Annotated in this window: 23 protein-coding genes; 14 read left to right on the top strand and 9 right to left on the bottom strand. The window is 74.1% G+C overall.

Annotated elements, in window-relative coordinates; genetic code table 11:
* The first annotated feature begins 100 nt into the window (after positions 1 to 100).
* The 5 genes from OTB19_RS00590 to OTB19_RS00570 all read left to right on the top strand — a co-directional run bounded on the left by OTB19_RS00590 (position 101) and on the right by OTB19_RS00570 (position 5,423).
* On the top strand, positions 101 to 343 hold the full coding sequence (locus tag OTB19_RS00590) for a ferredoxin (protein ID WP_267795986.1): 243 nt from the start codon (positions 101 to 103) through the stop codon (positions 341 to 343).
* Entirely contained in the window at positions 336 to 1,727 is a 1,392-nt protein-coding gene (locus OTB19_RS00585; RefSeq protein WP_267795905.1) for an NAD(P)/FAD-dependent oxidoreductase, read from the top strand. Before OTB19_RS00590 ends, OTB19_RS00585 begins: the two co-directional genes overlap by 8 nt.
* A 24-nt stretch (positions 1,728 to 1,751) precedes the next feature.
* On the top strand, positions 1,752 to 2,999 hold the full coding sequence (locus OTB19_RS00580) for a cytochrome P450 (RefSeq protein ID WP_267795904.1): 1,248 nt from the start codon (positions 1,752 to 1,754) through the stop codon (positions 2,997 to 2,999).
* A gap of 168 nt (positions 3,000 to 3,167) precedes the next feature.
* Complete coding sequence (locus tag OTB19_RS00575) at positions 3,168 to 4,031, top strand: class I SAM-dependent methyltransferase (RefSeq protein ID WP_267795903.1); 864 nt, start codon at positions 3,168 to 3,170, stop codon at positions 4,029 to 4,031.
* A 201-nt stretch (positions 4,032 to 4,232) separates the two neighbouring features.
* Positions 4,233 to 5,423 carry a Gfo/Idh/MocA family protein gene (locus OTB19_RS00570; RefSeq protein ID WP_267795902.1) on the top strand — a complete coding sequence of 397 codons (1,191 nt, stop codon included), beginning with the start codon at positions 4,233 to 4,235 and terminating at the stop codon, positions 5,421 to 5,423.
* A gap of 46 nt (positions 5,424 to 5,469) precedes the next feature.
* On the opposite strand, the gene OTB19_RS00565 is transcribed toward OTB19_RS00570, so the two are convergent.
* Positions 5,470 to 5,703, bottom strand: coding sequence for a hypothetical protein (locus tag OTB19_RS00565; RefSeq protein WP_267795901.1), 234 nt, complete (start codon positions 5,701 to 5,703; stop codon positions 5,470 to 5,472).
* Positions 5,704 to 5,923: 220 nt separating this feature from the next.
* Between OTB19_RS00565 and OTB19_RS00560 the strand changes: the two genes are divergently transcribed.
* The gene (locus tag OTB19_RS00560) at positions 5,924 to 6,217 is read left to right on the top strand and encodes a hypothetical protein (protein WP_267795900.1); all 294 of its coding nucleotides are present in this window, start codon (positions 5,924 to 5,926) and stop codon (positions 6,215 to 6,217) included.
* 341 nt (positions 6,218 to 6,558) lie between these two features.
* The gene (locus tag OTB19_RS00555) at positions 6,559 to 7,203 is read left to right on the top strand and encodes an STAS domain-containing protein (RefSeq protein WP_267795899.1); all 645 of its coding nucleotides are present in this window, start codon (positions 6,559 to 6,561) and stop codon (positions 7,201 to 7,203) included.
* A 31-nt stretch (positions 7,204 to 7,234) separates the two neighbouring features.
* Here the strand turns inward: OTB19_RS00555 and OTB19_RS00550 are convergent, their stop codons facing one another.
* From OTB19_RS00550 to OTB19_RS00535, 4 genes are all read right to left on the bottom strand, one after another.
* The gene (locus tag OTB19_RS00550; protein WP_267795898.1) at positions 7,235 to 7,621 is read right to left on the bottom strand and encodes a VOC family protein; all 387 of its coding nucleotides are present in this window, start codon (positions 7,619 to 7,621) and stop codon (positions 7,235 to 7,237) included.
* A 243-nt stretch (positions 7,622 to 7,864) separates the two neighbouring features.
* Entirely contained in the window at positions 7,865 to 8,662 is a 798-nt protein-coding gene (locus OTB19_RS00545) for a 3-hydroxybutyrate dehydrogenase (RefSeq protein WP_267795897.1), read from the bottom strand.
* Between the two features lie 273 nt (positions 8,663 to 8,935).
* Positions 8,936 to 9,535: a sigma-70 family RNA polymerase sigma factor gene (locus OTB19_RS00540; protein ID WP_267795896.1), complete on the bottom strand. Its 600-nt coding sequence runs from the start codon at positions 9,533 to 9,535 to the stop codon at positions 8,936 to 8,938.
* A gap of 144 nt (positions 9,536 to 9,679) precedes the next feature.
* Positions 9,680 to 10,360 carry a hypothetical protein gene (locus OTB19_RS00535; protein ID WP_324290491.1) on the bottom strand — a complete coding sequence of 227 codons (681 nt, stop codon included), beginning with the start codon at positions 10,358 to 10,360 and terminating at the stop codon, positions 9,680 to 9,682.
* A 234-nt stretch (positions 10,361 to 10,594) separates the two neighbouring features.
* Here OTB19_RS00535 and OTB19_RS00530 point away from each other — a divergent pair, with 234 nt between their 5' ends.
* Positions 10,595 to 11,809 carry an MFS transporter gene (locus OTB19_RS00530; protein WP_267795894.1) on the top strand — a complete coding sequence of 405 codons (1,215 nt, stop codon included), beginning with the start codon at positions 10,595 to 10,597 and terminating at the stop codon, positions 11,807 to 11,809.
* A complete protein-coding gene (locus tag OTB19_RS00525; RefSeq protein ID WP_267795893.1) occupies positions 11,806 to 12,939 on the top strand; it encodes a sugar ABC transporter permease in 1,134 nt (377 codons plus the stop codon). Before OTB19_RS00530 ends, OTB19_RS00525 begins: the two co-directional genes overlap by 4 nt.
* Positions 12,940 to 12,958: 19 nt before the next feature.
* Here the strand turns inward: OTB19_RS00525 and OTB19_RS00520 are convergent, their stop codons facing one another.
* On the bottom strand, positions 12,959 to 14,215 hold the full coding sequence (locus OTB19_RS00520; protein ID WP_267795892.1) for an acyl-CoA dehydrogenase family protein: 1,257 nt from the start codon (positions 14,213 to 14,215) through the stop codon (positions 12,959 to 12,961).
* Positions 14,216 to 14,358: 143 nt separating this feature from the next.
* On the opposite strand from OTB19_RS00520, the gene OTB19_RS00515 reads away from it, so the two are divergent.
* Both OTB19_RS00515 and OTB19_RS00510 read left to right on the top strand, forming a co-directional pair.
* Entirely contained in the window at positions 14,359 to 16,218 is a 1,860-nt protein-coding gene (locus OTB19_RS00515) for a CoA transferase (RefSeq protein WP_267795891.1), read from the top strand.
* Positions 16,215 to 17,870, top strand: a complete 1,656-nt coding sequence (locus OTB19_RS00510) for an AMP-binding protein (protein ID WP_267795890.1) — start codon at positions 16,215 to 16,217, stop codon at positions 17,868 to 17,870. The genes OTB19_RS00515 and OTB19_RS00510 overlap by 4 nt, the downstream gene beginning before the upstream one ends.
* A 146-nt stretch (positions 17,871 to 18,016) precedes the next feature.
* Here the strand turns inward: OTB19_RS00510 and OTB19_RS00505 are convergent, their stop codons facing one another.
* From OTB19_RS00505 to OTB19_RS00495, 3 genes are read right to left on the bottom strand one after another with little or no spacing between them, the layout of a single operon-like run.
* Positions 18,017 to 18,832 (bottom strand): metal ABC transporter solute-binding protein, Zn/Mn family, encoded by an 816-nt coding sequence (locus OTB19_RS00505; protein WP_267795889.1) that lies wholly within the window; start codon positions 18,830 to 18,832, stop codon positions 18,017 to 18,019.
* Positions 18,790 to 19,656 carry a metal ABC transporter permease gene (locus OTB19_RS00500; protein WP_267795888.1) on the bottom strand — a complete coding sequence of 289 codons (867 nt, stop codon included), beginning with the start codon at positions 19,654 to 19,656 and terminating at the stop codon, positions 18,790 to 18,792. Before OTB19_RS00500 ends, OTB19_RS00505 begins: the two co-directional genes overlap by 43 nt.
* The gene (locus tag OTB19_RS00495) at positions 19,653 to 20,288 is read right to left on the bottom strand and encodes an ABC transporter ATP-binding protein (protein WP_267795887.1); all 636 of its coding nucleotides are present in this window, start codon (positions 20,286 to 20,288) and stop codon (positions 19,653 to 19,655) included. The genes OTB19_RS00500 and OTB19_RS00495 overlap by 4 nt, the downstream gene beginning before the upstream one ends.
* Positions 20,289 to 20,477: 189 nt before the next feature.
* Between OTB19_RS00495 and OTB19_RS00490 the strand changes: the two genes are divergently transcribed.
* The 3 genes from OTB19_RS00490 to OTB19_RS00480 are packed head-to-tail and all read left to right on the top strand — an operon-like array spanning position 20,478 to position 22,862.
* On the top strand, positions 20,478 to 21,425 hold the full coding sequence (locus tag OTB19_RS00490; protein WP_267795886.1) for an ABC transporter ATP-binding protein: 948 nt from the start codon (positions 20,478 to 20,480) through the stop codon (positions 21,423 to 21,425).
* Complete coding sequence (locus OTB19_RS00485; protein ID WP_267795885.1) at positions 21,422 to 22,408, top strand: ABC transporter permease; 987 nt, start codon at positions 21,422 to 21,424, stop codon at positions 22,406 to 22,408. Before OTB19_RS00490 ends, OTB19_RS00485 begins: the two co-directional genes overlap by 4 nt.
* Before the next feature lie 58 nt (positions 22,409 to 22,466).
* On the top strand, positions 22,467 to 22,862 hold the full coding sequence (locus OTB19_RS00480; RefSeq protein ID WP_267795884.1) for a GntR family transcriptional regulator: 396 nt from the start codon (positions 22,467 to 22,469) through the stop codon (positions 22,860 to 22,862).
* The last annotated feature ends 109 nt before the right edge of the window (positions 22,863 to 22,971 follow it).

Raw genomic sequence — 22,971 nt, 5'->3', positions numbered from 1 at the left:
CAGCCCGTCACCCCAATGGCTTTCCGGGCGCGCCGGCGCCGGCGCCGCCACGCACGCTGGATCCGGTAGCCGCGGGGGTCACCGAAAGGACCGCACCTTGTTGAGGCTTGTCGTCGACCTGAACCGGTGCCAGGGGTACGCCCAGTGCGCATTCCTCGCGCCCGACGTCTTCGCGATGCACGGGGACGAAGGACTGCTCTACGACCCGGAAGCCGAGTCCGCACAGCGCGAGCGCGTGGCCCAGGCCGTCGCCGCCTGCCCCGTGCAGGCGATCCTCGTGGACGAGATGGACATGGCCGCCGCGGGCCGGACCGCCGCGAGCGGGGAGGCCCCCCATGCCTGACGGGTCCCTGGACCGGCTCAAGCGCGAGGGACGGATCGTCGTCGTCGGCGCGTCCCTGGCCGGCCTGCGCGCCGCCGAAACGCTCCGGGACAAGGGCTTCGAGGGCACGCTCACCATGATCGGCGACGAGCCGTACGAGCCGTACGACCGGCCGCCCCTGTCGAAGCAGGTCCTGCTCGGCAAGGCCACCGCCGACCGCACCGCGCTGCCCCGCCGCCGCGAGATCGACGCCGAGTGGCGGCTCGGCGTCCCGGCCAGTGGCCTCGACATGGCGGCCCGGCGCGTCAAGCTCGCCGACGGCGACGAGGTGCCCTACGACCGGCTGATGATCGCCACCGGCGTCCGCGCCCGGCCCTGGCCGAACGAGGCCGAGGGCGAACTCGACGGGGTCTTCGTGCTCCGTACCCGCGACGACGGGGTGGGGCTGGCCCGGCACCTCGACGCGGGCCCCCGGCGGGTCCTGGTCATCGGCGCCGGGTTCACCGGCTCCGAGATCGCCTCGGCCTGCCGCGAGCGCGGCCTGGAGGTCACCGTCGCCGAACGCGGCGACGCCCCCCTCGTCGGCGCGCTCGGCGGGGTGATCGGCGCCGTCGCCGCCGAAATGCACCGGGAGAACGGCGTCGACCTGCGCACCGGCGTCATGGTCACCCGCCTGGAGGGCGACACGACCGGACGGGTCCGCGCCGCCCACTTCTCGGACGGCACCACCCTGGAGTGCGACGTCGTCGTCGTCTCCCTCGGAGCCCAGCGCAACACGGAGTGGCTGGCCGGCTCCGGTCTCGGAGCGGGCCCGCGCGGCATCGCCTGCGACGCCGGCTGCCGGGCCTTCGACGTCCGGGGCATCGTCACCGACGACGTCTTCGTCGCGGGCGACGTGGCCCGCTCCCCGCACCCGCTGTTCGGCTACCAGTTTCTGTCGCTGGAGCACTGGGGCAACGCCGTCGCCCAGGCCGAGACGGCCGCGCACAACATGCTCAGCGAGAGCAGCGACCGGCGCCCCCACATCTGGGTACCGGCCTTCTGGTCCTCGCAGTTCGGGGTGAACATCAAGTCGGTCGGCGTGCCCTCCATGGGCACCGAGATCATGATCACCCAGGGTTCGCGCGCCGAGCGCCGCTTCACCGGCGTCTACGGCTACCAGGGACGCGTCATCGGCGCCGTCACCTTCGACAACTGCCGCTGGCTGCAGTTCTACGAGCAGCAGATCGAGGCCACCGCGCCGTTCCCGCCGCCGTTCCCCACGGTCGACCGACGCTCCGACGGGCAGCGTCCGATCCCCGCCGACTTCCCCGACCCCTCCGTGCCCACGCACGGCCCCACCATCACCCTCAGCGGGTACTCGCCGGCCGACCGCCGGATGACCTTCACCCCCGCCGGGCACTGACCCGCACGCCCCCGGAGGACCGACATGGCCGAAGGCATCCTGAAGCAGATCCTGGACTACTCGAACCGCTCGAACCCGTATCCCCTGTACGAGGAGCTGCGCAAGACCCCCGTCTTCCACGACGGAACCGGGCCCTACGTCATCAGCACCTACCACGACATCCAGAGCCTGCTGCACGACCCGCGGCTCAGCTCCGACGCCCACAACCTGACCGCGACGGCCGGCGACCCGTTGGCCGACGGCGAGGGCGGGGGCGGCGGCGAGGAGGCGGCGCTGCCGCCGAGCTTCCTGAAGCTCGATCCCCCGGAGCACGACCGACTGCGACGGATGACCAACCGCCCCTTCGGGCCGCCGCACTCCCCCCACCGCATCGAAGGCATGCGCGACGACCTCCACGGCATCGTCAGCGGACTCATCGACAACCTCGGCGACCCCGGCCGCATCGACCTCGTGGACCAGTTCGCCTACCCGTTCCCCGTCACCATGATCTGCCGGCTGCTGGGCGTGCCGCGCGAGGACGAGCCCCGCTTCCACAGCTGGGCCGACACCATCGCCGCGGGCCTGGACCCCGACCCCGACGCCGACCCGGCCGAGCGGCTCCGCGTCACCCACGACGCCCGCATGGAACTGGGCATGTACCTGGCCGGGTTGATCGAGGAGCGGCGCAAGAACCCCCAGGACGACATGCTGTCCGAACTGGCCGCCGGACACGGCCAAGACGACACGATGAGCACGATGGAGCTGCTCAGCACCTCCGCCCTGCTGCTGATCGCCGGCCACGAGACCACCGTCAACCTCATCACCAACGGCATGCTCACGCTGCTGCGGCACCCGGACGTCCTGGCGGACCTGCGCGAGAACCCGGAGCTCGCCGTGCCGCTGGTGGAGGAACTGCTGCGCTTCGAGCCGCCGGTGCAGCTCCTGCCGCAGCGCACCCCGCTCGTCGACATCGAGGTCCGCGGGGTCACCATCCCCAAGGGCTCCTCGATGTGGCTGGTGCTGGCCTCGGGCAACCGGGACCCGGACCGCTTCGAGAACCCGGACCGGTTCGACCCGTACCGCAAGGACATCCAACACCTGGGACTCGGCAGCGGCATCCACAGCTGCTTCGGCGCCCCGCTGGCACGGCTGGAGGCGCAACTCGCGCTCAGCGAGCTGGCCCGCCGCCTGGACAACCCCCGACTCGTCGAGGACCCGCCGCCCTACCGCCAGAACGCGGTACTGCGCGGCCCGCGCCACCTGGAGATCACCTGCGACGCAATCCGCCCCTGACGGCGCCCCACCCGTCCGTCGACCGCGCCGGTCCGCCCAGGTCACCGGCGCTCTCGGCATGCCCGGGCGAGCGCGGGAGCGGGAGCCCGAACCGAGGAGAGCCGTCGGGACCACCGGTGGCTCCCGCCGGACCCACGCCGACCCCCCCTGTGAAGGATGTGACGTGAGATGTGCGCACACGCCGGCTCCGACGGGCCGACACCAGGGCCCCGCGCCGCGGGCCGGTACGGCGAGGACGTCTTCCCGCCCGACCTGGTCGGCGAGGGCGACCGCATCGACCTCGGCGCGCTCGCCTACGACGACGTCACGATGGCCCGCCTGCGCGACCTCGGAATCGGGCCGGGACGGCACTGCCTGGACCTGGGCGCCGGAACGGGAACGGTCAGCCGGCGACTGCTGCGGGAGGAGCACGTCGACTCCGTCCTCGCCGTCGACCGTGACGTGCGCTTCCTGACCGCCCACCCCGTCCCCGGACTCGACGTCATGGAAGCGGACATCACCGCCCCGGACTTCGACCCCGGCCGCCGATTCCACCTGGTCCACGCCCGGTTCGTCCTCATGCACCTGCCCGACCGCCCACGCCTGATCTCCTCGTTCTCCCGACTCCTGGTCCCGGGAGGGGTGTTGGTCATCAGCGACGCCGTCGACCCGAACCACGCCGTAGACCCGAACCACGACGCCGGCGCGGACGCGACGCCGTACACCCGGGTCATGCGGGCCATGTGGCAGGGACTTCGGGACACCATCGGCACCGACGTCTCCCGGATCACGGACCATCCGCACCTGCTGCGCGCCGCCGGACTCGTCCGCGTGGGCGCCGAGGTCCGGGTGCCTCCCCTGCTCCCCGCAAGCCCCATCAGCCGCTTCTGGGCGGACACGTGGCACCGGGCGAGAGCGGCGATCGTGGCGACGGGACAGGTGGACGACGCGACCGTCGACGCGGCGATCGCGTACCTCGACTCGCCCGACTGTGCCGATCTGTCGGCCGGCATGATCACCGCCTGGGGTTGGCGCGCTCCCTTGCCCGAATGAACGCGCCTGCGAACGCGCCGAGTCGAGGCGCGCAGGGTGAGCACGCCCGCTGAGCACGCCCGGTGGGGGCGCCGGAGTGCGCGCCCCGGGGTGAGGGCCCGCCGCGACGGCGCCCGATTGCGGTGCCCCGGGGAGGGGAAGCGTCACGAGGCCTGCCGGCGCCCTCGCCGGTGACCACGTTCGACGCGAAGGAAGTCGACCTTGACCGACATCCGTATCGGTGTCCTCGGATACGGCCTGCGCGGAAGCCTCGCGCGCACCGCCCACCGCCCCGGCCGGGGAGCGGCGGTCACGGCCGTCGCGGACCCCGATCCACGCGCCCGCGCCGCGGCGGCGGCCGCCTTCCCGGACGCGCGCGTCACCGCCGACCACGTCGAGGTGATCGAGGACCCCGGCATCGACGCCGTCCTCGTCCTCACCCCCGACCACACGCACGCCGACCTGGCCTGTCGGACCCTCAGGGCCCGCACACCGGTGTTCGTCGAGAAGCCCCTCGACATCTCCGTGGCCGCCTGCGACACGATCCTGCGCACCGCCCGGGAGACCGGCACGCGCCTGTACGTCGGACACAACATGCGGCACATGCCCGTGGTGCGGCTGATGCGGGAACTCATCGAGCGCGGCGCCGTCGGCCGCGTCAGGACGATCTGGGTCCGCCACTTCGTGGGCTTCGGCGGCGACTGGTACTTCAAGGACTGGCACGCCGAACGCCGTTACACCACCGGCCTGTTGCTCCAGAAGGCCGCGCACGACATCGACGTCCTGCACTGGCTCGCCGGCTCCTACACCCGTGACGTGCAGGCGATGGGCGACCTGATGGTCTACGGGGAGAACCCGCACCGCCGCGCCCACGGCGAACCCAAGCACGAGGACTGGTACACCGAGGACGGGCACTGGCCGCCGCACACCCAGCGGGGCCTCAATCCGGTCATCGACGTGGAGGACGTCTCGCTGCTGAACCTGAGGCTCGCCAACGGGGTCCTGGCCGCCTACCAGCAGTGCCACTTCACGCCCGACTACTGGCGCAACTACACGGTCATCGGGGACGCCGGCCGACTGGAGAACTTCGGTGACGGCCCGGGTGGCGAGGTACGGGTCTGGAACGGTCGGCGGTCCGGCTACCGGGCCGCTCCGGACGCCTCCCACGCCATCCCCGCCGCCTCGGGCGGCGGACACGGTGGCGCCGATCCGCTCCTGATCGACGAGTTCCTGCGCTTCGTCCGCCACGGGGGAGCCACCGACACCTCGCCCGTCGCGGCCCGCATGGCGGTCGCCGCGGGCTGCCTCGCGACCACCTCACTGCGGGACGGGGGCACCCCGCGACGGGTCCCCCCGCTCGACCCCGGGCTGATGGCGTACTTCGAACAGGGCCAGTGCCCCGACGCCGACTGACCGCGTGCACCGGAGTCGGCCCCCGGTGCGCGCGGTCCGACCGGGCTCAGTCGCCCGCGCTCGTGGGGGACAGGGGCTTCGTGGAGGTGTGCACGGCCTTGCCGAAGGCGTCCATGCAGGGAGCGCAGTAGCGCTCCGATCCGGACTCGGTCATCGACTTCGCGGCCTGGTCAGGGCCGAGCTGGAAGCCGCACAGGGTGTTGAGGGTCGCTTCCTTCGCGATCACGTGCCACAACAGTTGGTGGCGGTCGGAGGTGGACTCGGCGCGCATTTCGTACATGGGCGTACCCTTCCGTGCTCGACGCGGGCAGCGGGACCGGCGTGGTTTCCATGAGAGCCCCCTGTGAGCGATGGGGCCAATGGGGGTAGACCAAGAGGAGGGAAATGAGGTGGAGGAGGTTTGAGCGGGGGCGCGGGTGGCGACTACTGCCGGCCGGCGCGGGCCCCGTGTCACGTCTCCTGCGTCTCGCCGATCGCTGCAGGAAGGAGGTGGATGCCGAATGGCCTGGGCTTCATGGACGACCACGGGGATCTACCCGGAGGCCGGCGGTGTCCGCACCACCGAGGTGGGCGTCATCTCCGGGAACCTGACCGTGCACACGACCTGGACGGGTGCACTGGCACAGGTGGCGGTTCAGTACAGCGGTTCGTCGGACTGGTTCACCCTGTCCGGCAGCCCGGTGGAGTGCATCTCGGAAGGAGAGAGCCGGGACCTCCATCAGGCTGTGGTCGAGACGGTACGCGCAGGTGGAGGAGCCGAGGTTCCTCTCCACTGGGCCAGACGCGTCGCGTGATCCCCGCCCGCGGCCGAGCCTCTCGCAGGCCCGGCCGCCGTACGGGTCGCCCCGCGGGTGATCCTCCCGGCCGGCTCAGGGGCCGAACGGGTGAGCCGGGTCGGGGTCGGCCGTGACCCGCCCTGCGCCGCCCGCAGCGCCAGGTGGACGCTGCGCCGCCCCGTGAGGGCGCGGAGGCTGGGAAGCGTCCCCAGCGGGCTCCGTGCGCCGCCCGCGGCCCCGCGCGGGGGCGCTCACCACGCCCACGATCCGGTGACCGGGGCGGCCGAGGGTGACGCGCGCCGGGACACAGCCTGATAACGCGGCGCGACCTCCCCTCGGGAAGGATCGTTCACCCCGGTATGACGCCCACGCGCCCCGCGGCAACCACGTCCGTCCGGTCGCCCGCGCCGCTCCGGCAGACCGGAGGGCCGTCGGGGGACACGCCGATCTACGACATGCTCGTCGCACAATGGTTCCGGGACGGCCGTCAGGTCCCGCGCGACACCGGGCAGACCCCGCGCGACACCGGTTCGCCGGCCGCCGCGCGGGCGGCCGCCAAGGGCTACGCCTTCGAGGTCACCGCCGTCCTCGCCGGCGCCACCGTGGTCATCACGGCCTGCGGTGAGATCGACCTCGGGGCCGTGGAAGGCCTCGACCGGATCACGGGCGCCCTGCCGGCCCCGGTGGCGGTTGTCCTGGACCTGGCCGGGGTCACGTTCATGGACCTCGCGGGCCTGCGGTTCCTCGTCCGGCTGCACGCCCGTGCCGAGCGGCACGGCGGCGACCTGGTGATCCTCGGGCTGCGGGGCCAGGCCGGGGACCTGTTCACCCTGGCGACCGAGCTGCGCCTGGTCCCCGCGATCCGGCACGCGCGCGCGAGCGGCCCCCGGGCCACGCGGCGCCTTCGGGCCGACGCCGGGGACACCGCCGGGCGGAACTTCGACGACAGGGGCGAGGGGGCGCCGTCGCCGTCGCCCCCGGGCGGTGTGCCGGCGCAGAGCTGACGGCGCCGGCGGCGTACTCGGGCGGGGAGCCTCAGGGGCGGAACCGCAGCGGATGGTCGGCGGGTACCTCCACCACGGCGATCCGCACGCCGTCCGGATCCGCGATCCACATCTCGATCAGGCCCCACGGCTCGCGCAGCGGCGGACGCAGCACCTCGACGCCCCGCCCGAGCAGCTCCTCGTGGGCCTCCTGCGTGTCCGCGACCTGGAGCCACAGGCGCAGCCCGGGCGCCGGCGGGGTGTCGGCGCGACCCGAGAGCTCCAGGAAGCCGCCGCCCAGGAAGTAGACCGTCCCCCGCTCGGGTCCGGTGCCGAACTCGCGGTGGACGGCGAGCCCCAGGGCCTCGCCGTAGAAGGCGCGGGACCGTTCGGGATCCGTGGGTGTCAGGAGGATCCTGCTGCCGAGTACGTGCACCATGCGGAAGCGTCCAGTCCTGTTCGGGGCGGTCCGCCGGGCGCGGCCGGCCCGCCGTGGGGTGGCCGAAGGGGTGAGAATCGCAGCCGGTCCGGCGGGAGTCCCGACCGGGCGAGGAGCCATGACACATGATGGCGCGAGAACGGACCCCCGGACCCCGAGATCCGAGGGTCCGTTTGGCGTGTCGGGCCCACGCGCGGGGTCTCGACACGACCCGGGCGGAGCCGCCGGCCACGATCGCCGCGCTCAGTTCGCGCCCCAACCGCCGTCCAGGGAGATCGAGGTGCCGGTGACGTAACCGGTGTGGGGGCCGCAGAGCCAGAGGACCGCCGCCGCCACCTCCTCCGGCTCGATGAGCCGCTTGATCGGCGAACGGGCGAGCAGCACGTCGGACAGGACGTCCTCGGGGCTCACCCCGTGCGCCGCCGCCTGGTCCTGGACCTGGCCCTCCACGAGGGGAGTACGGACGTAGCCGGGGCTGACGCAGTTGCTGGTCACCCCGTGGGCGGCGGCCTCGATCGCGGTGACCTTGCTCAACCCCTCCAGGGCGTGTTTGGCCGCGACGTAGGCGGACTTGTACGCGCTGGCCCGCAGCCCGTGCACGCTGGAGATGTTGACCACCCGGCCCCAACCGCCCGCGTACATGTGCGGCAGCAGGTGACGCAGGAGCAGGAAGGGCGCCGTGACCATCACCTGCTGGATCAGGGCGAAGCGCTCCGGGGGGAACTCGGTGATCGGGGCGACGTGCTGGAGGCCCGCGCTGTTGACGAGAATGTCGACGCGCGTGGGCAGGGCGGAGATGGCCGCCGGGTCCGCCAGGTCGACGACATGGGCCCGGCCGCCGATCGCCGCCGCGACCTCGCGGGCCGGCTCCCGCGCGATGTCGACGACGTGCACGGTCGCGCCGGCCTCGGCGAGGGCGAGGGCGCAGGCCCGGCCGATACCGCTGCCGGCGCCGGTCACCAGCGCGACCCGCCCCCGCTGATCCGCGCCGGCCGGGTCCGGGGCCGGTGGGGGATGGGGGAGGGGGAGTCTGCTCGTCATGCGGGAACACTAGGGACGGCGCCCGCCGCCCGCCCATGGCGCGGCACCACACAGTCCGGGCCCCCGACATGGTGTGAGCCCCCATGCCCGAGCCGGGCCTGGCGCGCGTCCCACAGGCCCGACGCACCGTCACGCCCTCTCGATCCCCTGGAGAAGGGGTGGTTCGGCGGTGCGGACGACCCGCAGGTACGGGCGCGCGTTCCCTGCCCGCCCCGCGCCGTGTACCGGTGCACGCCCCGGGCCGGCGACCGGGTGGTCACCGGCCCGCGCCGATCACGCGCGCAGCAGCGCGATCAGCGATGTACGGGCCCGCGCCACCCGGGAACGGACCGTGCCGATCGGACACCCCAGGGCGACGGCGGCCTCCGCGTAGGGAAGCCCCAGCACCTGGGTGAGGACGAAGACGTCACGGCGTTCGGCGGGGATCGTGGCGAGGAGCTCCGCCAGCGCGATGCCGTCCTCGAACCCCGGCAGACCCAACGGCTGGGTCTGCTCGGCGGCGGTCTGCCAGTCGTCCCGGCCGGAGAGCCTGGGCCGGGCGGCCTTGTGCCGGAGGCTGTCGACCACCGTGCGCCGCGCTATCGACAACAGCCAGGTACGGGCGGAGGAGCGCCCCTCGAAGCGGTGCAGGCTGCCCAGGGCCCGCAGGAACGTCTCCTGGGTGAGATCGTCTGCGGCCTGCGGGTCCGCGCTGAGGTAGGTGACGTAGCGCCAGACGTCGCGCTGCAGGGCGCGGACGAAGCGGTCCACCGCGTCGGGGTCGCCGTCACGGGCGGCGAGCGCCAGCTGCGTGGTGGGCTCGTCCGATCCGGCGGTGTGTCGCGCGGGCGCCGTCTCGGCGGTGATCGGACGGGGGAGCAGGGCAGGGGTCATCGCCTGATGTCCTTCCGGGAATCCGGGATCGCCGCCGCGCCGATCGGGTGCGGCGGCGCCGGTGAGGGGGTACGGCCCGCCGAACGGCAGGACCGATGCCCGGTGCGCGCGGCCGAGTGCCGTCGCCGTCCGGGGGGCCGGCTGTCAGTTGACAGCGATCCCCTGAGGCGGGCCCCGTGAGGTGATGGCGTGGACGAGGAGCAGACCGCGCAACGGTCGGGGCCGGTGGTCCCGAAGGGTCCGGACCCGGGGCCGGTGCGCGGGCGGGGGAAGGCGGAAGAGGAGCCCGAGGGGGAGTCGGATCCGGCCGACCACCGCGCGCAGGACGCGGAACGCGCCCTGTTCGCCGTAGGCGAGCCAGAGGCCGCAGAGCAGTGCGGCGAGCAGGTGGGCGCTGAGCATGCCGGTCGACGACATGTCGGCCATCGCGGCCATCCCGGCGGTGTCGCCGGGCGCGGGGGTTCCCGTCGCCCCGTTCATCGCGGTCACGGAGCCCGGGGTGGCCGCGCCTCCCATGTGGTGCCCGGTGTGGGCCATGACGGCGCCGTGGGCCAACGTCCCCGGCGGGTGGGTGAGGTTGCCGCCGGCGGTGCCGGTTCGCGCCTGGACCAGGGAGAACCCGTAGTGCAGGGCGCCTTGGACGACGATCGCCGCCGAGGTGACGGAGAACAGGCCCCGTTCGTGGCCGGCGAGGATCCAGGCGCTCGCCCCGACGCCGGCGAACCCGGCCGCCATGGCCCACCAGGGGACGGACTTGTCCGACATGAGGACGTGTCCGACGGCCGCGAGCAGCACGCAGGTGGCCGCGAACATCGCAGCCCGCAACGCTCGGCAACATCGACCCGGTGTCATGGCGGGCTCATCGTCGCATTCCCTTCACGGCATCCCCAGAGGGGCGCCCAAACTTGCCCCGACCTGACAAAAAGTGGTGTGTCGCACGCCACAACAGGGCTCCGGAACCACGGAGTCGGCTCCTTCGACTCCTGTCCCGACCGAGGGCCGAACGACGGGCCCGCCCGAAGGGCCGACCGGTCGACCGACCGAGGAACGGGGCAACGGGTGGCGGATCGAGAGCAGTCGGCGCGGGAGGCGGGACCGCCCCGGGGCGAGCGTCGGTTGACCGTCCTCCTGACCTGCGCCATGGCGTTCTCCATGCTCCAGTTGTTCCTGCTCGGCGCGTTCGGACCGAGGCTGGTGGACGAACTGCACGTGCCGACGGCCGTCTTGGGCCTGACCGCCACCATCGGTTTCGGAACGGCGGCCGTGCTGTCGCCGTTCGGCGGTCGGCTCGTCGACCGGATCGGGCCCCGCCGGTCCCTCGTCCTCCTGCTGCTCGTCTCCGGCGGGGCGCTCACGCTGATCGGCTCCGCGCCCGGACCAGGGTTCCTGCTCGCGGCCGTGGCCCTGGGCGGACTGCCCCAGGCACTGGCCAACCCGGCCACCAACAAGGCGATCCTGGCGGCCGTCTCCCCGGCCCGGCGCGGAGCGGTCACCGGGACGAAGCAATCCGGGGTCCAGGCGGGGGCCTTCGCGGCGGGGCTGCCGCTGGCGGCGCTCGCCGGCGGGGTCGGGTGGCGGGCCGCGGTGTGGACCGCCGCCGCGAGCGCCGTGATCGTGGCGCTGTGGGCCTGGCGCGCGCTGCCCGCCGACCCTCCCGTACGGAACGCCCCTTCGCGCTTCTCCCCGGTACCCCGGGGCGCCATCGCCTGGCTCACCGTCTTCTCCGTCTTCCTGGGCTCCGGGATCGCCTCCGTGAACACGTACGTCGCCCTGTTCGGCGCCCGGCGGCTCGACCTGGGCGCCACGACGGCCGCCGCCCTCGTCGCCGTCCTCGGGGTCGCGGGCATCGTCGGCCGCATCTGCTGGGCCAAGGCGGCCCGACCCGGCCGGGCCGAGTGGCTGCCCGGGCTGCTGGCGGCCGGCGCGGTGGCGGCGGCCGGGCTGCTGGCCGCGTCCCTGTGGGCGCCGCCGCTGGTCTGGCCGGCCGTGGTGGCCGTCGGGGTGTTCGCCGTCTCGGGCAACGCCGTGTCCATGGTGCTGGTGATGCAGCGGGTCGGCCCCGGGCGGGCCGGACAGGACTCGGCGCTCGTCTCGGCCGGGTTCTTCGCCGGGTTCGCGGTGGGCCCGCCGCTGTTCGGCGTGCTCGCGGAGACCGGCCGGTACGGCGCCGGATGGCTGCTCGTCGCCGCGGAGTTCGCGTTCGCCTGCGCCGTCGCCACGACCTGGGCGGTACGGGAGCGCGGTGCGCGAAACCCGGCCGCGGTGACGACATGAGCGCGGCGCCCTGGGCCGACGCGGCGCTCGACGGCGTGCTCGACCGGGTGGCCCGCACCCGCGCCGAGGTCGGCGAGCGGTTTCCGCTGTACGCCGACCCGGACACCGGCCGGTGGGCCACCACCGGCCGGGGCGCGTGGACCGGCGGCTTCTGGGCCGGGTCGCTGTGGCTCCTGGCCCGGCACACCGGGGCCGAGGAGGACCGGGCCGCCGCCTCCGCGTGCACCGCGCGACTCGCCGACCGGGTGGACGACGACACCGCGGCCCGCGGGCTGACCTTCTGGTACGGCACCGCCCTCGCCGGCGACGACCCCGTGGCACGGGACCTGCGGATCCGGGCGGCCCGGGCCTGCACGGCCGCCTTCGACCCCGAACTCGGTGCGGTGCCCTGGGGGTCGGCCTTCGGCGGGCCCCGCATGCTGCTCCGGGTCGACGGGGTGCCCGGCATGGCGCCGCTGCTGGCCGGCGCCGGCCCCGCCGGGGAGCGGGTGGCCGCGGCACACCTCGAACGGCACCTGGACCTCTGCCTGGGCGAGGACGGCACCGTGATCCCCGCCTGGCAGTTCGAGAGGGAGCGGGGCCCGCAGCGGTGCGAGGAACCGCCGGTCGGCTGGAGTCGGGGCCGGGCCTGGCTGCTGCTCGCCGCGGCCGACGCCGTGCACCGACCCGCCGTCCCGCAGGGGATCAGGGAGCGGTGCTCCGCCGCGGCGGAGCACCTGGCCGGCGGGACCACGGGAGCCGCACCGCCCCTCGTACCGTACGACCGTGAGTCCGTGCCCGTGCCCGGGTCCGGTGTTGGCATCGGTGCCGGTCCCGGGGTGGGGACCGTGTCCGGCGGCCCGTTGGACACCTCCGCCGCCGCCATCACGGCCGTCGCCCTGCTGAAACTGGGTCACGCCCCCGGGCCCCGGGCCGGGCGCCACCGGGAGCGGGCCGTCGCCCTCCTGCGCCGGTTGACCGACGCGCACCTGACCCGGACCGGTGGAAGCCGCCCCGGGGGCATGCTGCTGGACGGCTGCTACGACGCGGGGCGGGGCGTTGCGACCCGGCACGAGCTGATCTGGGGCGACTTCTTCCTCGCGGTGGGCTTGGCCGAGCTGACCGGGCGGCTCGACATCCGGGAGCCGTGACCCGCCCGGTCGGGCCCGCTCAGGCGCGGTGGTCGCGCAGCACCCGGCGTGCCACCGAGCCGATGTGGAGCTCGTCCGGGCCGTCCAGGATCCGGGCGGCGCGCCCGCTGCGGAAGAGGGCGGGCAGCGGGGTGTCGGGACCGAGCCCCGCCGCGCCGTGCACCTGGATGGCCGAGTCCGTCACCTGCTGGAGCATGCGGGCGGCGGCCACCTTGGCCAGCCCGACCTCCACGTGCGCGTCCAGCCCGGCGGCGATCCTGTCGGCGGCCTCGTACACCAGCGGACGGGTGCCGCGCAGGGCCAGCAGCGCCTCGAACACATGCGATTGGACCAGCTGTTGCGCGCCGAGCGGTCCCCGTGACCCGGTGCGGGAGGCCGCCCGCGCGCACATCAGGTCGAAGGCCCGCCGGCCCTGACCGAGCCAGCGCAGACAGCGCAGGGTACGGCCGAGCAGCAGCCGTTCCGCCGCGATGACCAGGGCCTGGCCGGGCGCGCCGAGCAGGTGGTCGTCCGGCACCCGGACCCGGTCGAACTCGATCTCCCACTGGCCGGACGCACCGAACACGGGCAGCTCGCGCACCACGCGGAAGCCCGGCGAGGCCGTCGGAACCACCAACAGCGAGAGGCCCTCGCGGTCGCCCGGCTCTCCGCCCGTACGGGCCAGGACCGTGACGAGCCCGGCCTCCGCGGCGCCCGACGTGAACCACTTGCGGCCGGTCACGACCCAGCCGCCCTCCTCCCGCACGGCGCGGGTCGCGGTGAGCGACGGGTCGGTGCCGGGGGTGTCCGGCTCGGTCATGGCGTAACAGGCCCGCGACCGGCCGGCGGTGAGCCGCTCCGGGTACAGCGCGCGCACTCGCTCCGAGCCGTGCCGCAGGAGCATCGTCACGTCGAGCAACGACGCGGAACCCAGCGCGGCCGGCCCGTGATCGCTCGCCCCCTCGGCCTCGGCGATCCGGGCGTAGCGGGCCAGGGGGAGCCCCTGGCCCCCCGCCGCGACCGGCAGGGGCAGCGCCCACAACCCCTCCGCCCTGGCCAGGTCGTTCAGCTTCCGCAGCGAGGCCGCGGCCGCCGGGCCGCCGGCGTCCAGTACGGCCTCCTGCGGGTACACCCGGCCCCGGACGAACTCTGTGACCCGCTGCCTCAACCGCTCGGTGTCCGCGTCGGGTTCGAGAGGCCCCGAGCCGTGTTCGTCGCCGACCGAGTCGCCGATCGAGCCGCCGACCACGTCGTCCACCACGTCTCCCGTCATGTCGTCCACCACGTCGCTCCGCACCGCTTTCCTTCATTCGACCGGGAACCCGAGCGAACAGCAGTCCGACTCTCTTCCCGAGGAACTGGTCGGGTGCGCACCCGACCCGGTTCCCGCGTTCCGTACACCGGGGCCGGCCACCACCGCGCCAGGACAAGAGGAGAGGCATGGCCTCACCAGTCACCGCACAGATCGTCCGGCCACTCGAAGGGCTGCGACTCGACGTCTGCGGACCGCCGAGGCCGAAGGGGCCGGACCGGCCCAAGAGCCCCGTCGGGCCGACCGGAGCGACGGGCCCTGCCGGGATGACCGCGCTGACCGTGCTGGTCGCCGGACACCTGCGCCTCCTCGGCGCCGAGACCGGCACCGGCCGGCACGACGACCGGGGCGCCCGACTCGCCCTCACCGGCGGCGACTTCGCCCCACAGGAGGCCCACGCGCGCTGGTCCGCGAACCCCGCGCACGGCATCACCGACGAGGCCACCGCCCAGGCCGCCACCGGCATCATGGCCGTGCACGGCCGCCGCGAGGGCACCCCGCGCGCCCTCGCCGTCGACTACGCGACCACCGCGACCGCCCTGCTCACCACCCAGGGACTCCTCGCCGGTCTGCTGGGCCAGGCCAGGGGAGGCCCGGCCCAGCGGATCGGGACGAGCGTGGACCGGGCCGGGCTGCTCACCGTCTCGCAGTACCTCGCGGCAGCCGGGGCCGACGAGGGCGAGGCCGCCGAACTCGCCCCCGGAGGGCCGCCCTTCACCTCCGCCGACGGCACGCTCTTCGAGCTGGAGACCCTGGATCCGGGGGCCTGGGCGGCCTTCTGGCGGGCCCTCGACGCCCCCGCCGACGCGATCCGGGCCGGCTGGCGGCCCTTCCAGTTCCGGTACGCCACCGCGTGCGCGCCCTTCCCCGAGGCCCTGCACCGCACCGCGAGCGCCCACACCTGGGCGCGGCTGCGGCAGGCCGCCGCGCGCTCCGGCGCCGAGGTGTGCCGGCTGCGGACCCTCGCCGAGCGCGCCGCCGAACACGACGGCGCCGCACCCTGGACCCTCACCCCGTACGGCTCCGGCGCCACCCCGCGCCACCTGCCCACGCGGCCGGCGGAGTTCGGGAAGCCACTGGCCGGCATCACGGTGCTCGAAGCGGGACGTCGCATCCAGGCCCCGCTCGCCGCGCACCTGCTCGGCCTGCTCGGCGCCGAGGTCGTCCGGATCGAACCGCCGGGCGGGGACCCGCTGCGCGGCATGCCCCCCACCAGCTCCGGGCTCTCCGCCCGCTGGCTCGCCCTGAACCGGGGCAAGAAGGCCGTCGAGGTGGACATCAAGTCACCCGGCGACCGGGCCCGGCTGCGCGAGATGGCCGCCGGAGCCGACGTGTTCCTCCACAACTGGGGCCCCGGCAAAGCGGCCGAACTCGGTCTGGACGGCGGCGACCTGGCCGCCGTGAACCCCGCGCTCGTCTACGCGTACACCGGCGGCTGGGGAACGGGCCGGATCGAAGACGCCCCCATGGGCACGGACTTCATGGTCCAGGCCCGTACCGGCATCGGAGAGGCGGCCCGCCCCCGCGACGAACCTCCGGCGCCCTCGCTGATGACCCTGCTCGACGTCCTGGGCGGACTGCTCGGGGCGCAGGCCGTCCTCGCGGGGCTGCTGACCCGCGAACGCGGCGGACAGGGCGTCCGCGTCGACTCCTCGCTGCTCGGCGCGGCCGACATCCTCACCGGCCCCGCCCTGAGCCGGGCCCGAAACGGCGGACCGATGCGCCGGCCCGCCGGATTCCGCGCACCCCTGCGGACCGCCGACGGCTGGATCGTCCCCGCCGACGTCTGCGCGGCGGCGGCCGGGGCCTACGACCTCAGAGAACTGTCCACCGGAGAGGCGCTCGCGCAACTGCGCGACCACGGCCTGTCCGCGACCGCGGTCACCACCGACCTGGCCGACCTGCACCACGACCCGCGCTTCGCCGGCTCGATCAGCCGGGACGCGCACGGTGCCCCCGCCGTTCCCGACCCCTGGAGCCACGCATGACCGTCATCCTGCACGACCTGCTGCCCGCCGACCTCCGCCGCTCCTGGGCGGTGGACGGAACCTGCCCCGACCTCGACCTCTACAGCCTCTTCCGAGCCCGCCAGATCGCCGACCTGCACCACACCGCCGTCATCGACGCCAAGGGCGCTCTCTGTTACACCGCGCTCGACCGCAAGGTGCGCTCCCTCGCCACCGGCCTGCGGGAGCTCGGCATCCGCCCCGGCGACGTCGTCGGCGTCCAACTCCCCAACGGACGCCATGCCGTCATGGCCGACCTGGCCCTCGCCGCCCTCGGCGCGGTCGCGCTGCCCTTCCCCGCCGGCCGGGGCGGTCTGGAGGCGGAGAGCCTGCTGCGCAGAGCCGAGGCCGTCGCGGTCATCGCCTCCGTCGAACACCAGGGCAACCGGCACGCCGCCGACCTGCGCGCCCTGCTCGCGACGCTGCCCGCGCTGCGCCACGTCATCGCCGCCGGGCCCGGTACCGCCCCCGAGGGCACCGTGGCGCTCACCGGTCTGCTGCGCGCGGACGCGACCGCGTTCGTGGCGGCCCGCCCGGACCCCGACAGCGCGGCCCGCATCCTGGTGTCCTCCGGGTCCGAGGCGGAGCCCAAGATGATCGCGTACTCGCACAACGCGCTCGCGGGCGGTCGCGGCAACTTCCTGGCCTCGTTGATGCCCGACGCCGCGACGCCCCGCTGTCTGTTCCTCGTACCGCTGGCGTCGGCGTTCGGCTCCAACGGCACCGCGGTGACCCTTGCCCGCCACGGCGGGACGCTCATCCTGCTCGACCGCTTCACCGCCGCGACCGCCGTGGCGGCCGTGCGCGAGCACCGGCCCACCCACGTCCTGGGGGTGCCCACGATGGTGCGGATGATGCTGGAACACCTCGACAAGGAAGCCCCCGACGCCGGCGCACTGCCCTCACCCACGGCCCTGGTCCTCGGCGGCGCGGCCCTGGACGAGACCACGGCCGAGAGCGCCGGCAGGGCCTTCGGCTGCCCCGTCGTCAACCTGTACGGATCGGCCGACGGCGTCAACTGCCACACCGGACTCGGCGAGGGAACCCCGGAGGCCGACGAGGCGGGAGTGGCGGCCGGGCGGCCCGACCCCCGCGTCGCCGACATCCGCATCATCGACACCGAGACCCGCGATCGGCTCCCCGACGGACAGGTCGGCGAGATCATCGCGCGCGGTCCGATGACGCCGATGTGCTACGTGGCCTCGCCCGAACTCGACGCCCGCTACCGCACCCCGGACGGCTGGGTCCGCACCGGCGACCTCGGGCTGATCGACGACGACGGCGTCCTGCACGTCGTCGGTCGTCTCAAGGACATCGTGATCCGCGGCGGCGCCAACATCAGCCCGGCCGAGGTCGAACGGGAACTGGCCTCCCACCCCCGGGTACGGGACGTGGTGTGCGTCGGCGTGCCGGACGAGGTGATGGGGGAGCGGCTCGCGGCATGCGTCGTCGCCCGCGGTCCGCAGGACCTCACCCTCGCCTCGCTCGCCGGCCACCTCGCGCGGCGCGGCCTGGAGCGGCGCAAGCACCCCGAACGCCTGCTGGTGGTGGGCGAACTCCCGCTGACCCCCGCGGGCAAGCCCGATCGCACGGCGGTGCGCGAACGCTTCGGCAGGGTCACGGCCGACGCGTAGCCCGACGGCAGGGTGGGGCGGCCTCGCCCCACCCTGCCGCCGCCCTCACCACCGCCCTGCCCGGCCCGCGAACGTACGGCGGGCAGGCCCGAGCCCGGCCCGCCGTACGTTCGCGGGCCGGGCTCAAAGGTCGGGGCGGGGTGGGTTCAGGAGGGGGACATGGCCTTCTTCAGTGCGGCGGCCGCGTTGCGGTAGACCGGCAGCAGTTCCAGGTCCGGGCCGGGGTAGTTCACGATCTCGACCTGCTTCGCGCCCGAGCCGGGCAGCACGACACCGGTTGTCATGTGCGCGTTGTCCAGGACCAGTGCGGGCTTCTTCGCGGACAGGTCGGCCAGTTGGGCCGGCGTGACCGCCTCGGGGCCGTAGGTGCCGACCGGGGCCGCTCCGGACAGTTCGGCGGCCCAGGTGGTGAAGACCTGGCTGACGACGGAGGGGCTCTTCCCCTCGGGCCGGGCGCCCTGGACGTCCTTCACGAGCGCCGCGTACTCGGTGTCGAAGGAGGCGGTCCACTTGGCGGCCGCGCTCTGGGTGCCGAACAGCCCGGCCAGCCGCGCCACCTCGGCCTTGGCCTTCTCCGGGTCGTTGTCGAGGTTGACCTCGACGAGTTTCGCCCGGGAGTCGGCGGCCTCCTTGATCTTGGCCGCGTACGGTTCGAACGGCGCGTACAGCACGAAGTCGGCCTTGGCCACGGCCGCGAGGTCGGAGGGCTTCGGGTCGTAGTCCGGGGCGTGGTGCACCGACTGCGGAACGATCACCTTCGGGTCCGCGACCCCGGCCGCCTTGGCGAAGGCTCCCTCCCACGTCGTGGTGACGACGACCACCGGTGTCCCGGATCGCGCGGGCGCGCCGCTCGCGCCGTCGGCGGCGGGAGCGGGATCCGCGCCGTTGCCGCAGCCGGTGACCAGGGCCAGGGCCGCGCTCAGTGCGAGGAGGGAAGCGAATCGGACGCGGGTACGCGCCATGAGCTGATTCTCCGTTCGGGGAGGAAATGGACCGCGAGGACGACTGCCCCCGCGGTGAGGACGAGGACCGGGCCGGGCGGCCAGTCCAATCGGAGGGCGACGAGGAACCCGGTGAGGTTCACGACGACCCCGATGGCGACCGCCCAGAGGGTGATGGACCGCAGCGAGGTGCCCAGCCGGCGGGCGGCGAGGGCGGGCAGCAGGGTCAGGGCGTCGACCAGCAGGGCGCCGGTGAGCTTGATCGCCCCGGCGACCGCGACCGCGACCAGTACCAGCAGCACGGCGGTCAGCGCGCGGACGGGGACGCCGGAGCAGTGGGCGAGTTCCCGGTCGTACAGCAGCAGGGCCACGTCCCGCCGCCGCCACCGGAAGAGCGCCGGCACCACCAAGGCCAGTACGCCGAGCACCACCAGATCGGCGGTGCCCACGGACAGAATCGACCCCCACAGCAGGGCGAAGGCCCCGGAGGCGTTGACGCCGGAGACGGCCAGCAACAGCAGCGCGGCGGCGATCGCCAGGCTCATCAGCAGGCCCATGGCGCCGGAGAGGCCGTCCGGGGTCCGGGCGAGCGGTGCGACACCCGCCCCCGCCAGGGCGCACGCGACCAGCGCGCACAGCATCGGGTCGAGCCCGGTGAGCAGGCCGACGGCGATGCCGAACAGGGCCACGTGCATCATGGCGAAGCGCACCGGCATGATGTCGAGGCCGACGATGATCACGCCGATGATCGGCAGTCCGATCGCGGCCAGCAGCAGGGCGAGCCCGGCCCGTTGCACCGGCAGGAGCCCGAGGAGTTCGCCGAGATCGGCCGCGGCGAGGATCACCGGACCTCCCGCAGCCGGCCCGCCGCCATCTCCAGCACCCGGTCGCAGCGGTCCGCGAGCGCCCGGTCGTGGGTCACGACGACGAGGGTCACGGGCAGGGAGGTCAGGACCTCGGCCGCTTCCTCCTGGCCCTCGAAGTCGAGGGCCGCGGTCGGCTCGTCGGCGAGCAGCACCATGGCGCCGGCGGCGACCCCGCCGATGGCGCGGGCGAGGTACATGCGCTGGAGCTGGCCGCCCGAGAGGCTGTGCAGCGGCCGGCTCGTCAGCGGCCCCACGCCCAGTCTCTCGGCCGCCTCGCAGGCCTCGGCCGGGGCGCCCGAGCTGCCGAGCAACTCGGCTCCCAGCAGGGGGAACCGGCCCGCCGCCGGTTTCTGGGGGATCCAGGCGCAGGACCGCCGCCGCCAGGCCCACTCGGCCGCGGAACCGGTGCCCCGGCCGCCGACCAGGATGGACCCGGTCATCTGGCGGTGCAGCCCGAGGACGGCGCGCAGCAGGGTGGTCTTGCCCGAGCCGTTGGTCCCGGTCAGCGCGATCCGTTCACCGGCCGAGATCTCCAGGTCCACCCCGGTGACGGCCTCGACCCGCCCGTGCCGGCACCCGACTCCCCGCATCCGCACATCCAGTCCGCCCATCCCGTGCCTTCCCGTCCTCGTGCCGTCCTCGTGCCGGCGCCGCCTTCGGCACAGGAGTCGGACGGGGGGCCCGTCCGGTTCCGGAGCGCGGCGGATCGCTCGTGACGGGTTGGGTGGCGGTTGACACCCGCCCCGCACGCGGACCATGATTCCATTAATGAAGTAGTGGAATCATGGAAAGGGGGAGGCGTGCGCGATCTGACCGTTCCCGGCACGTCCGACACCCGGTGGGCCCTGGTGGCCCGGGGGCTGGGCAAGAAATACCGGCGAGGGTGGGCGCTTCGAGACTGCTCCTTCCGGATCCCGGCGGGCCGCGTCTGCGCCCTCGTGGGGCCCAACGGCGCCGGGAAGAGCACCCTGCTCAACCTGGCGACCCGACTGATCGAGCCCACGGCCGGCGAGCTCCGGGTCTTCGGTGCCCCCGCCGGGGATCCCGCCGTGATGCGACGCTGGGCCTACCTCGGCCAGGACAAGCCGCTGTTCAGGCAGTTCAGCGTCGCCGACACGCTGCGCATGGGTCAGGAGCTCAACCCGGACTGGGACCCGGCCGTGGCCGAACGGATCGTGCGGGCCGGCAACATCCCCTTCCGAGCCCGGGTGGGGGACCTGTCGGGCGGCCAGCGGACCCGGGTGGCCTTCGCGCTCGCCTTCGGCAAGCGCCCCGAACTCCTCCTGCTGGACGAGCCGATGGCCGACCTCGACCCCGTCGCCCGGGACGAGCTGAGCTCCCTGCTGATGTCCGAGGCCGCCACACACGGCACCACCGTCCTGATGTCCTCCCACATGCTCGGCGAACTGGAGAACATGTGCGACTACCTGCTCGTCCTCGCGGACGGACAGGTCCGCATGGCGGGCGAGGCCGACGAACTCCTGCCCATGCACACCCTGGTGACCGGACTCGTCGCCGAGGGCGGCGCCCTGCCCGCGGCGCTCGACGATCACACCGTCGTCGAGGTCCGCACCTCCGGGCGGCAGTTCACCGCCCTCCTGCTGCGCCAGGGACCGTTGAGCCCCGACTGGCAGCAATCGCACCCCGGCATGGAGGAAGTGCTGCTGGCCTACCTCCGTTCGCCCCAGGCGCCCGCGCTGGTCTCCCCGACCGCCGCGCCCGGCCACCGAGAGGACTTCGCGGCATGAGCACGCTCACCCGACCCGGCGCCACCGAGAGCGCCGCGCCCGCCAAGGCACGCCGGCTGCGCGGACTGGCCTGGCTGATGTTCCGCCGGCACCGCCCGGCCCTGCTCACCTGCCTCGCGCTGGTTGTCCTCGGAGGCGCCTGGATCGTCTACGAGCGCGGCGCGATGCTCGACACCCTGCACGCGGCGGGCTGGCCCGGCAAACCGGCGGACGCCCTCGGCGACAACGTCGCCGGCAACGCGTCGGAGACCCTCAACTCCTTCGCCGGCAACCTGTCCTTCCTCACCACCGTCCTCGCCGTCTTCGTCGGAGCGCCCCTGCTGGCCTCCGACATGGAGAACGGCACCGCACGACTGGCCACCACCCAGTCCGTCACCCGGGGACGTTGGCTCCTCGCGAAGCTCGGCTTCGCCCTCCTGCTCGTCACCCTCACCACGGCCGCGCTCGGCGGACTCTTCGCGTGGTGGCGCGGCGCCGTCGACCCCTTCGTCCCCCACGACTGGCTGCACGACCCCACGTTCGACACCACCCTCCCCGTATTCGTCTCCTTCGGACTGTTTTCCGTGGTCCTGGGCATCACCATCGGAGCCCTGATCCGCCGCACGGTGCCCGCCATGGTCCTCACCTTCCTCATCGGGTACGCGGCCACGATCGCCCTGGACATCGTCAAGGACCGGCTCGCCACCCCGCGCCGGATCGCCTTCCCGCTCGAAGGGACACGGCCGGCCGCGCTCGACCACGCCGTGCTGGTCGACAACTGGGTCGGCACGGCCTCGGGGGAACTCCACGGGTGGGGCACCTGCGTCCCGGAAGCGGTCCCGGAGGCCTGCCGCGCCAAGCTGGGCATCGTCAACTCGGTGTGGGACTACTTCGGCAAGGACCAGATGGCGGGCATGCAGTGGGCCGCGTCCGGCCTCCTCCTCGCACTGGCCGGCCTCCTCGTCGCCCTCCTGCTCTGGCGCACCCGGCGCGGACCCTTCTGATCCGCGAGAGACGACCTAGTCTGACCATCCACGACAAGCAAAGAAGGAGGCGGGCACCGTGGTCGTGTTTCGCATCGAACGCCGAAGCGGCCTGCCCGCCTACCTCCAGATCGTCCAACAAGTGGAGCAGGCGCTGCGCATGGGCGCCCTGGTCGAGGGAGACAAACTCCCCACCGCCGCACAGGTGGCGGCCAGCACCAAGGTCAACCCGAACACCACCCTCAAGGCGTACCGCGAACTGGAACGCGCCGGACTCGTCGAGGTGCGGCAGGGCGCGGGCACCTTCGTCCTCCAGTCGTCATCGGGCCCCCTGACCGATCCCGAGTCCCCCCTGCGCGCCCAACTCGGCGCCTGGATGCGGCAGGCCCGCGAGGACGGGCTCACACCCTCGGACGTCACCACTCTCTTCGACACCGTGCACGCCGAGACGTTCCCGACGGTCGGCACCGTGTAGGCCGGGGTCGTCCCGAGCGTGCGCGGGACGACCCCGGCGCGCGGAGCCCGCGGGGGCGCCGCCGGACGTCCGCACGCCGGGCGGCTTTTGGATTGGCCGACGATCCTCA

The sequence above is a fragment of the Streptomyces sp. H27-H5 genome (assembly GCF_026627505.1).
Taxonomy (GTDB): domain Bacteria; phylum Actinomycetota; class Actinomycetes; order Streptomycetales; family Streptomycetaceae; genus Streptomyces.
The sequence above is the reverse complement of the archived record's forward strand: the minus strand, read 5'-3'. Positions and strand labels throughout refer to the sequence as shown.

Coding starts and splice junctions, on each gene's coding strand:
- OTB19_RS00505 (WP_267795889.1), bottom strand. CDS start 18,832: ATGGCGCGTACCCGCGTCCGATTCGCTTCCCTCCTCGCACTGAGCGCG.
- OTB19_RS00575 (WP_267795903.1), top strand. CDS start 3,168: ATGTGCGCACACGCCGGCTCCGACGGGCCGACACCAGGGCCCCGCGCC.
- OTB19_RS00560 (WP_267795900.1), top strand. CDS start 5,924: ATGGCCTGGGCTTCATGGACGACCACGGGGATCTACCCGGAGGCCGGC.
- OTB19_RS00565 (WP_267795901.1), bottom strand. CDS start 5,703: ATGTACGAAATGCGCGCCGAGTCCACCTCCGACCGCCACCAACTGTTG.
- OTB19_RS00525 (WP_267795893.1), top strand. CDS start 11,806: ATGAGCGCGGCGCCCTGGGCCGACGCGGCGCTCGACGGCGTGCTCGAC.
- OTB19_RS00585 (WP_267795905.1), top strand. CDS start 336: ATGCCTGACGGGTCCCTGGACCGGCTCAAGCGCGAGGGACGGATCGTC.
- OTB19_RS00550 (WP_267795898.1), bottom strand. CDS start 7,621: ATGGTGCACGTACTCGGCAGCAGGATCCTCCTGACACCCACGGATCCC.
- OTB19_RS00515 (WP_267795891.1), top strand. CDS start 14,359: ATGGCCTCACCAGTCACCGCACAGATCGTCCGGCCACTCGAAGGGCTG.
- OTB19_RS00540 (WP_267795896.1), bottom strand. CDS start 9,535: ATGACCCCTGCCCTGCTCCCCCGTCCGATCACCGCCGAGACGGCGCCC.
- OTB19_RS00485 (WP_267795885.1), top strand. CDS start 21,422: ATGAGCACGCTCACCCGACCCGGCGCCACCGAGAGCGCCGCGCCCGCC.
- OTB19_RS00510 (WP_267795890.1), top strand. CDS start 16,215: ATGACCGTCATCCTGCACGACCTGCTGCCCGCCGACCTCCGCCGCTCC.
- OTB19_RS00495 (WP_267795887.1), bottom strand. CDS start 20,288: ATGGGCGGACTGGATGTGCGGATGCGGGGAGTCGGGTGCCGGCACGGG.
- OTB19_RS00555 (WP_267795899.1), top strand. CDS start 6,559: ATGACGCCCACGCGCCCCGCGGCAACCACGTCCGTCCGGTCGCCCGCG.
- OTB19_RS00580 (WP_267795904.1), top strand. CDS start 1,752: ATGGCCGAAGGCATCCTGAAGCAGATCCTGGACTACTCGAACCGCTCG.
- OTB19_RS00545 (WP_267795897.1), bottom strand. CDS start 8,662: ATGACGAGCAGACTCCCCCTCCCCCATCCCCCACCGGCCCCGGACCCG.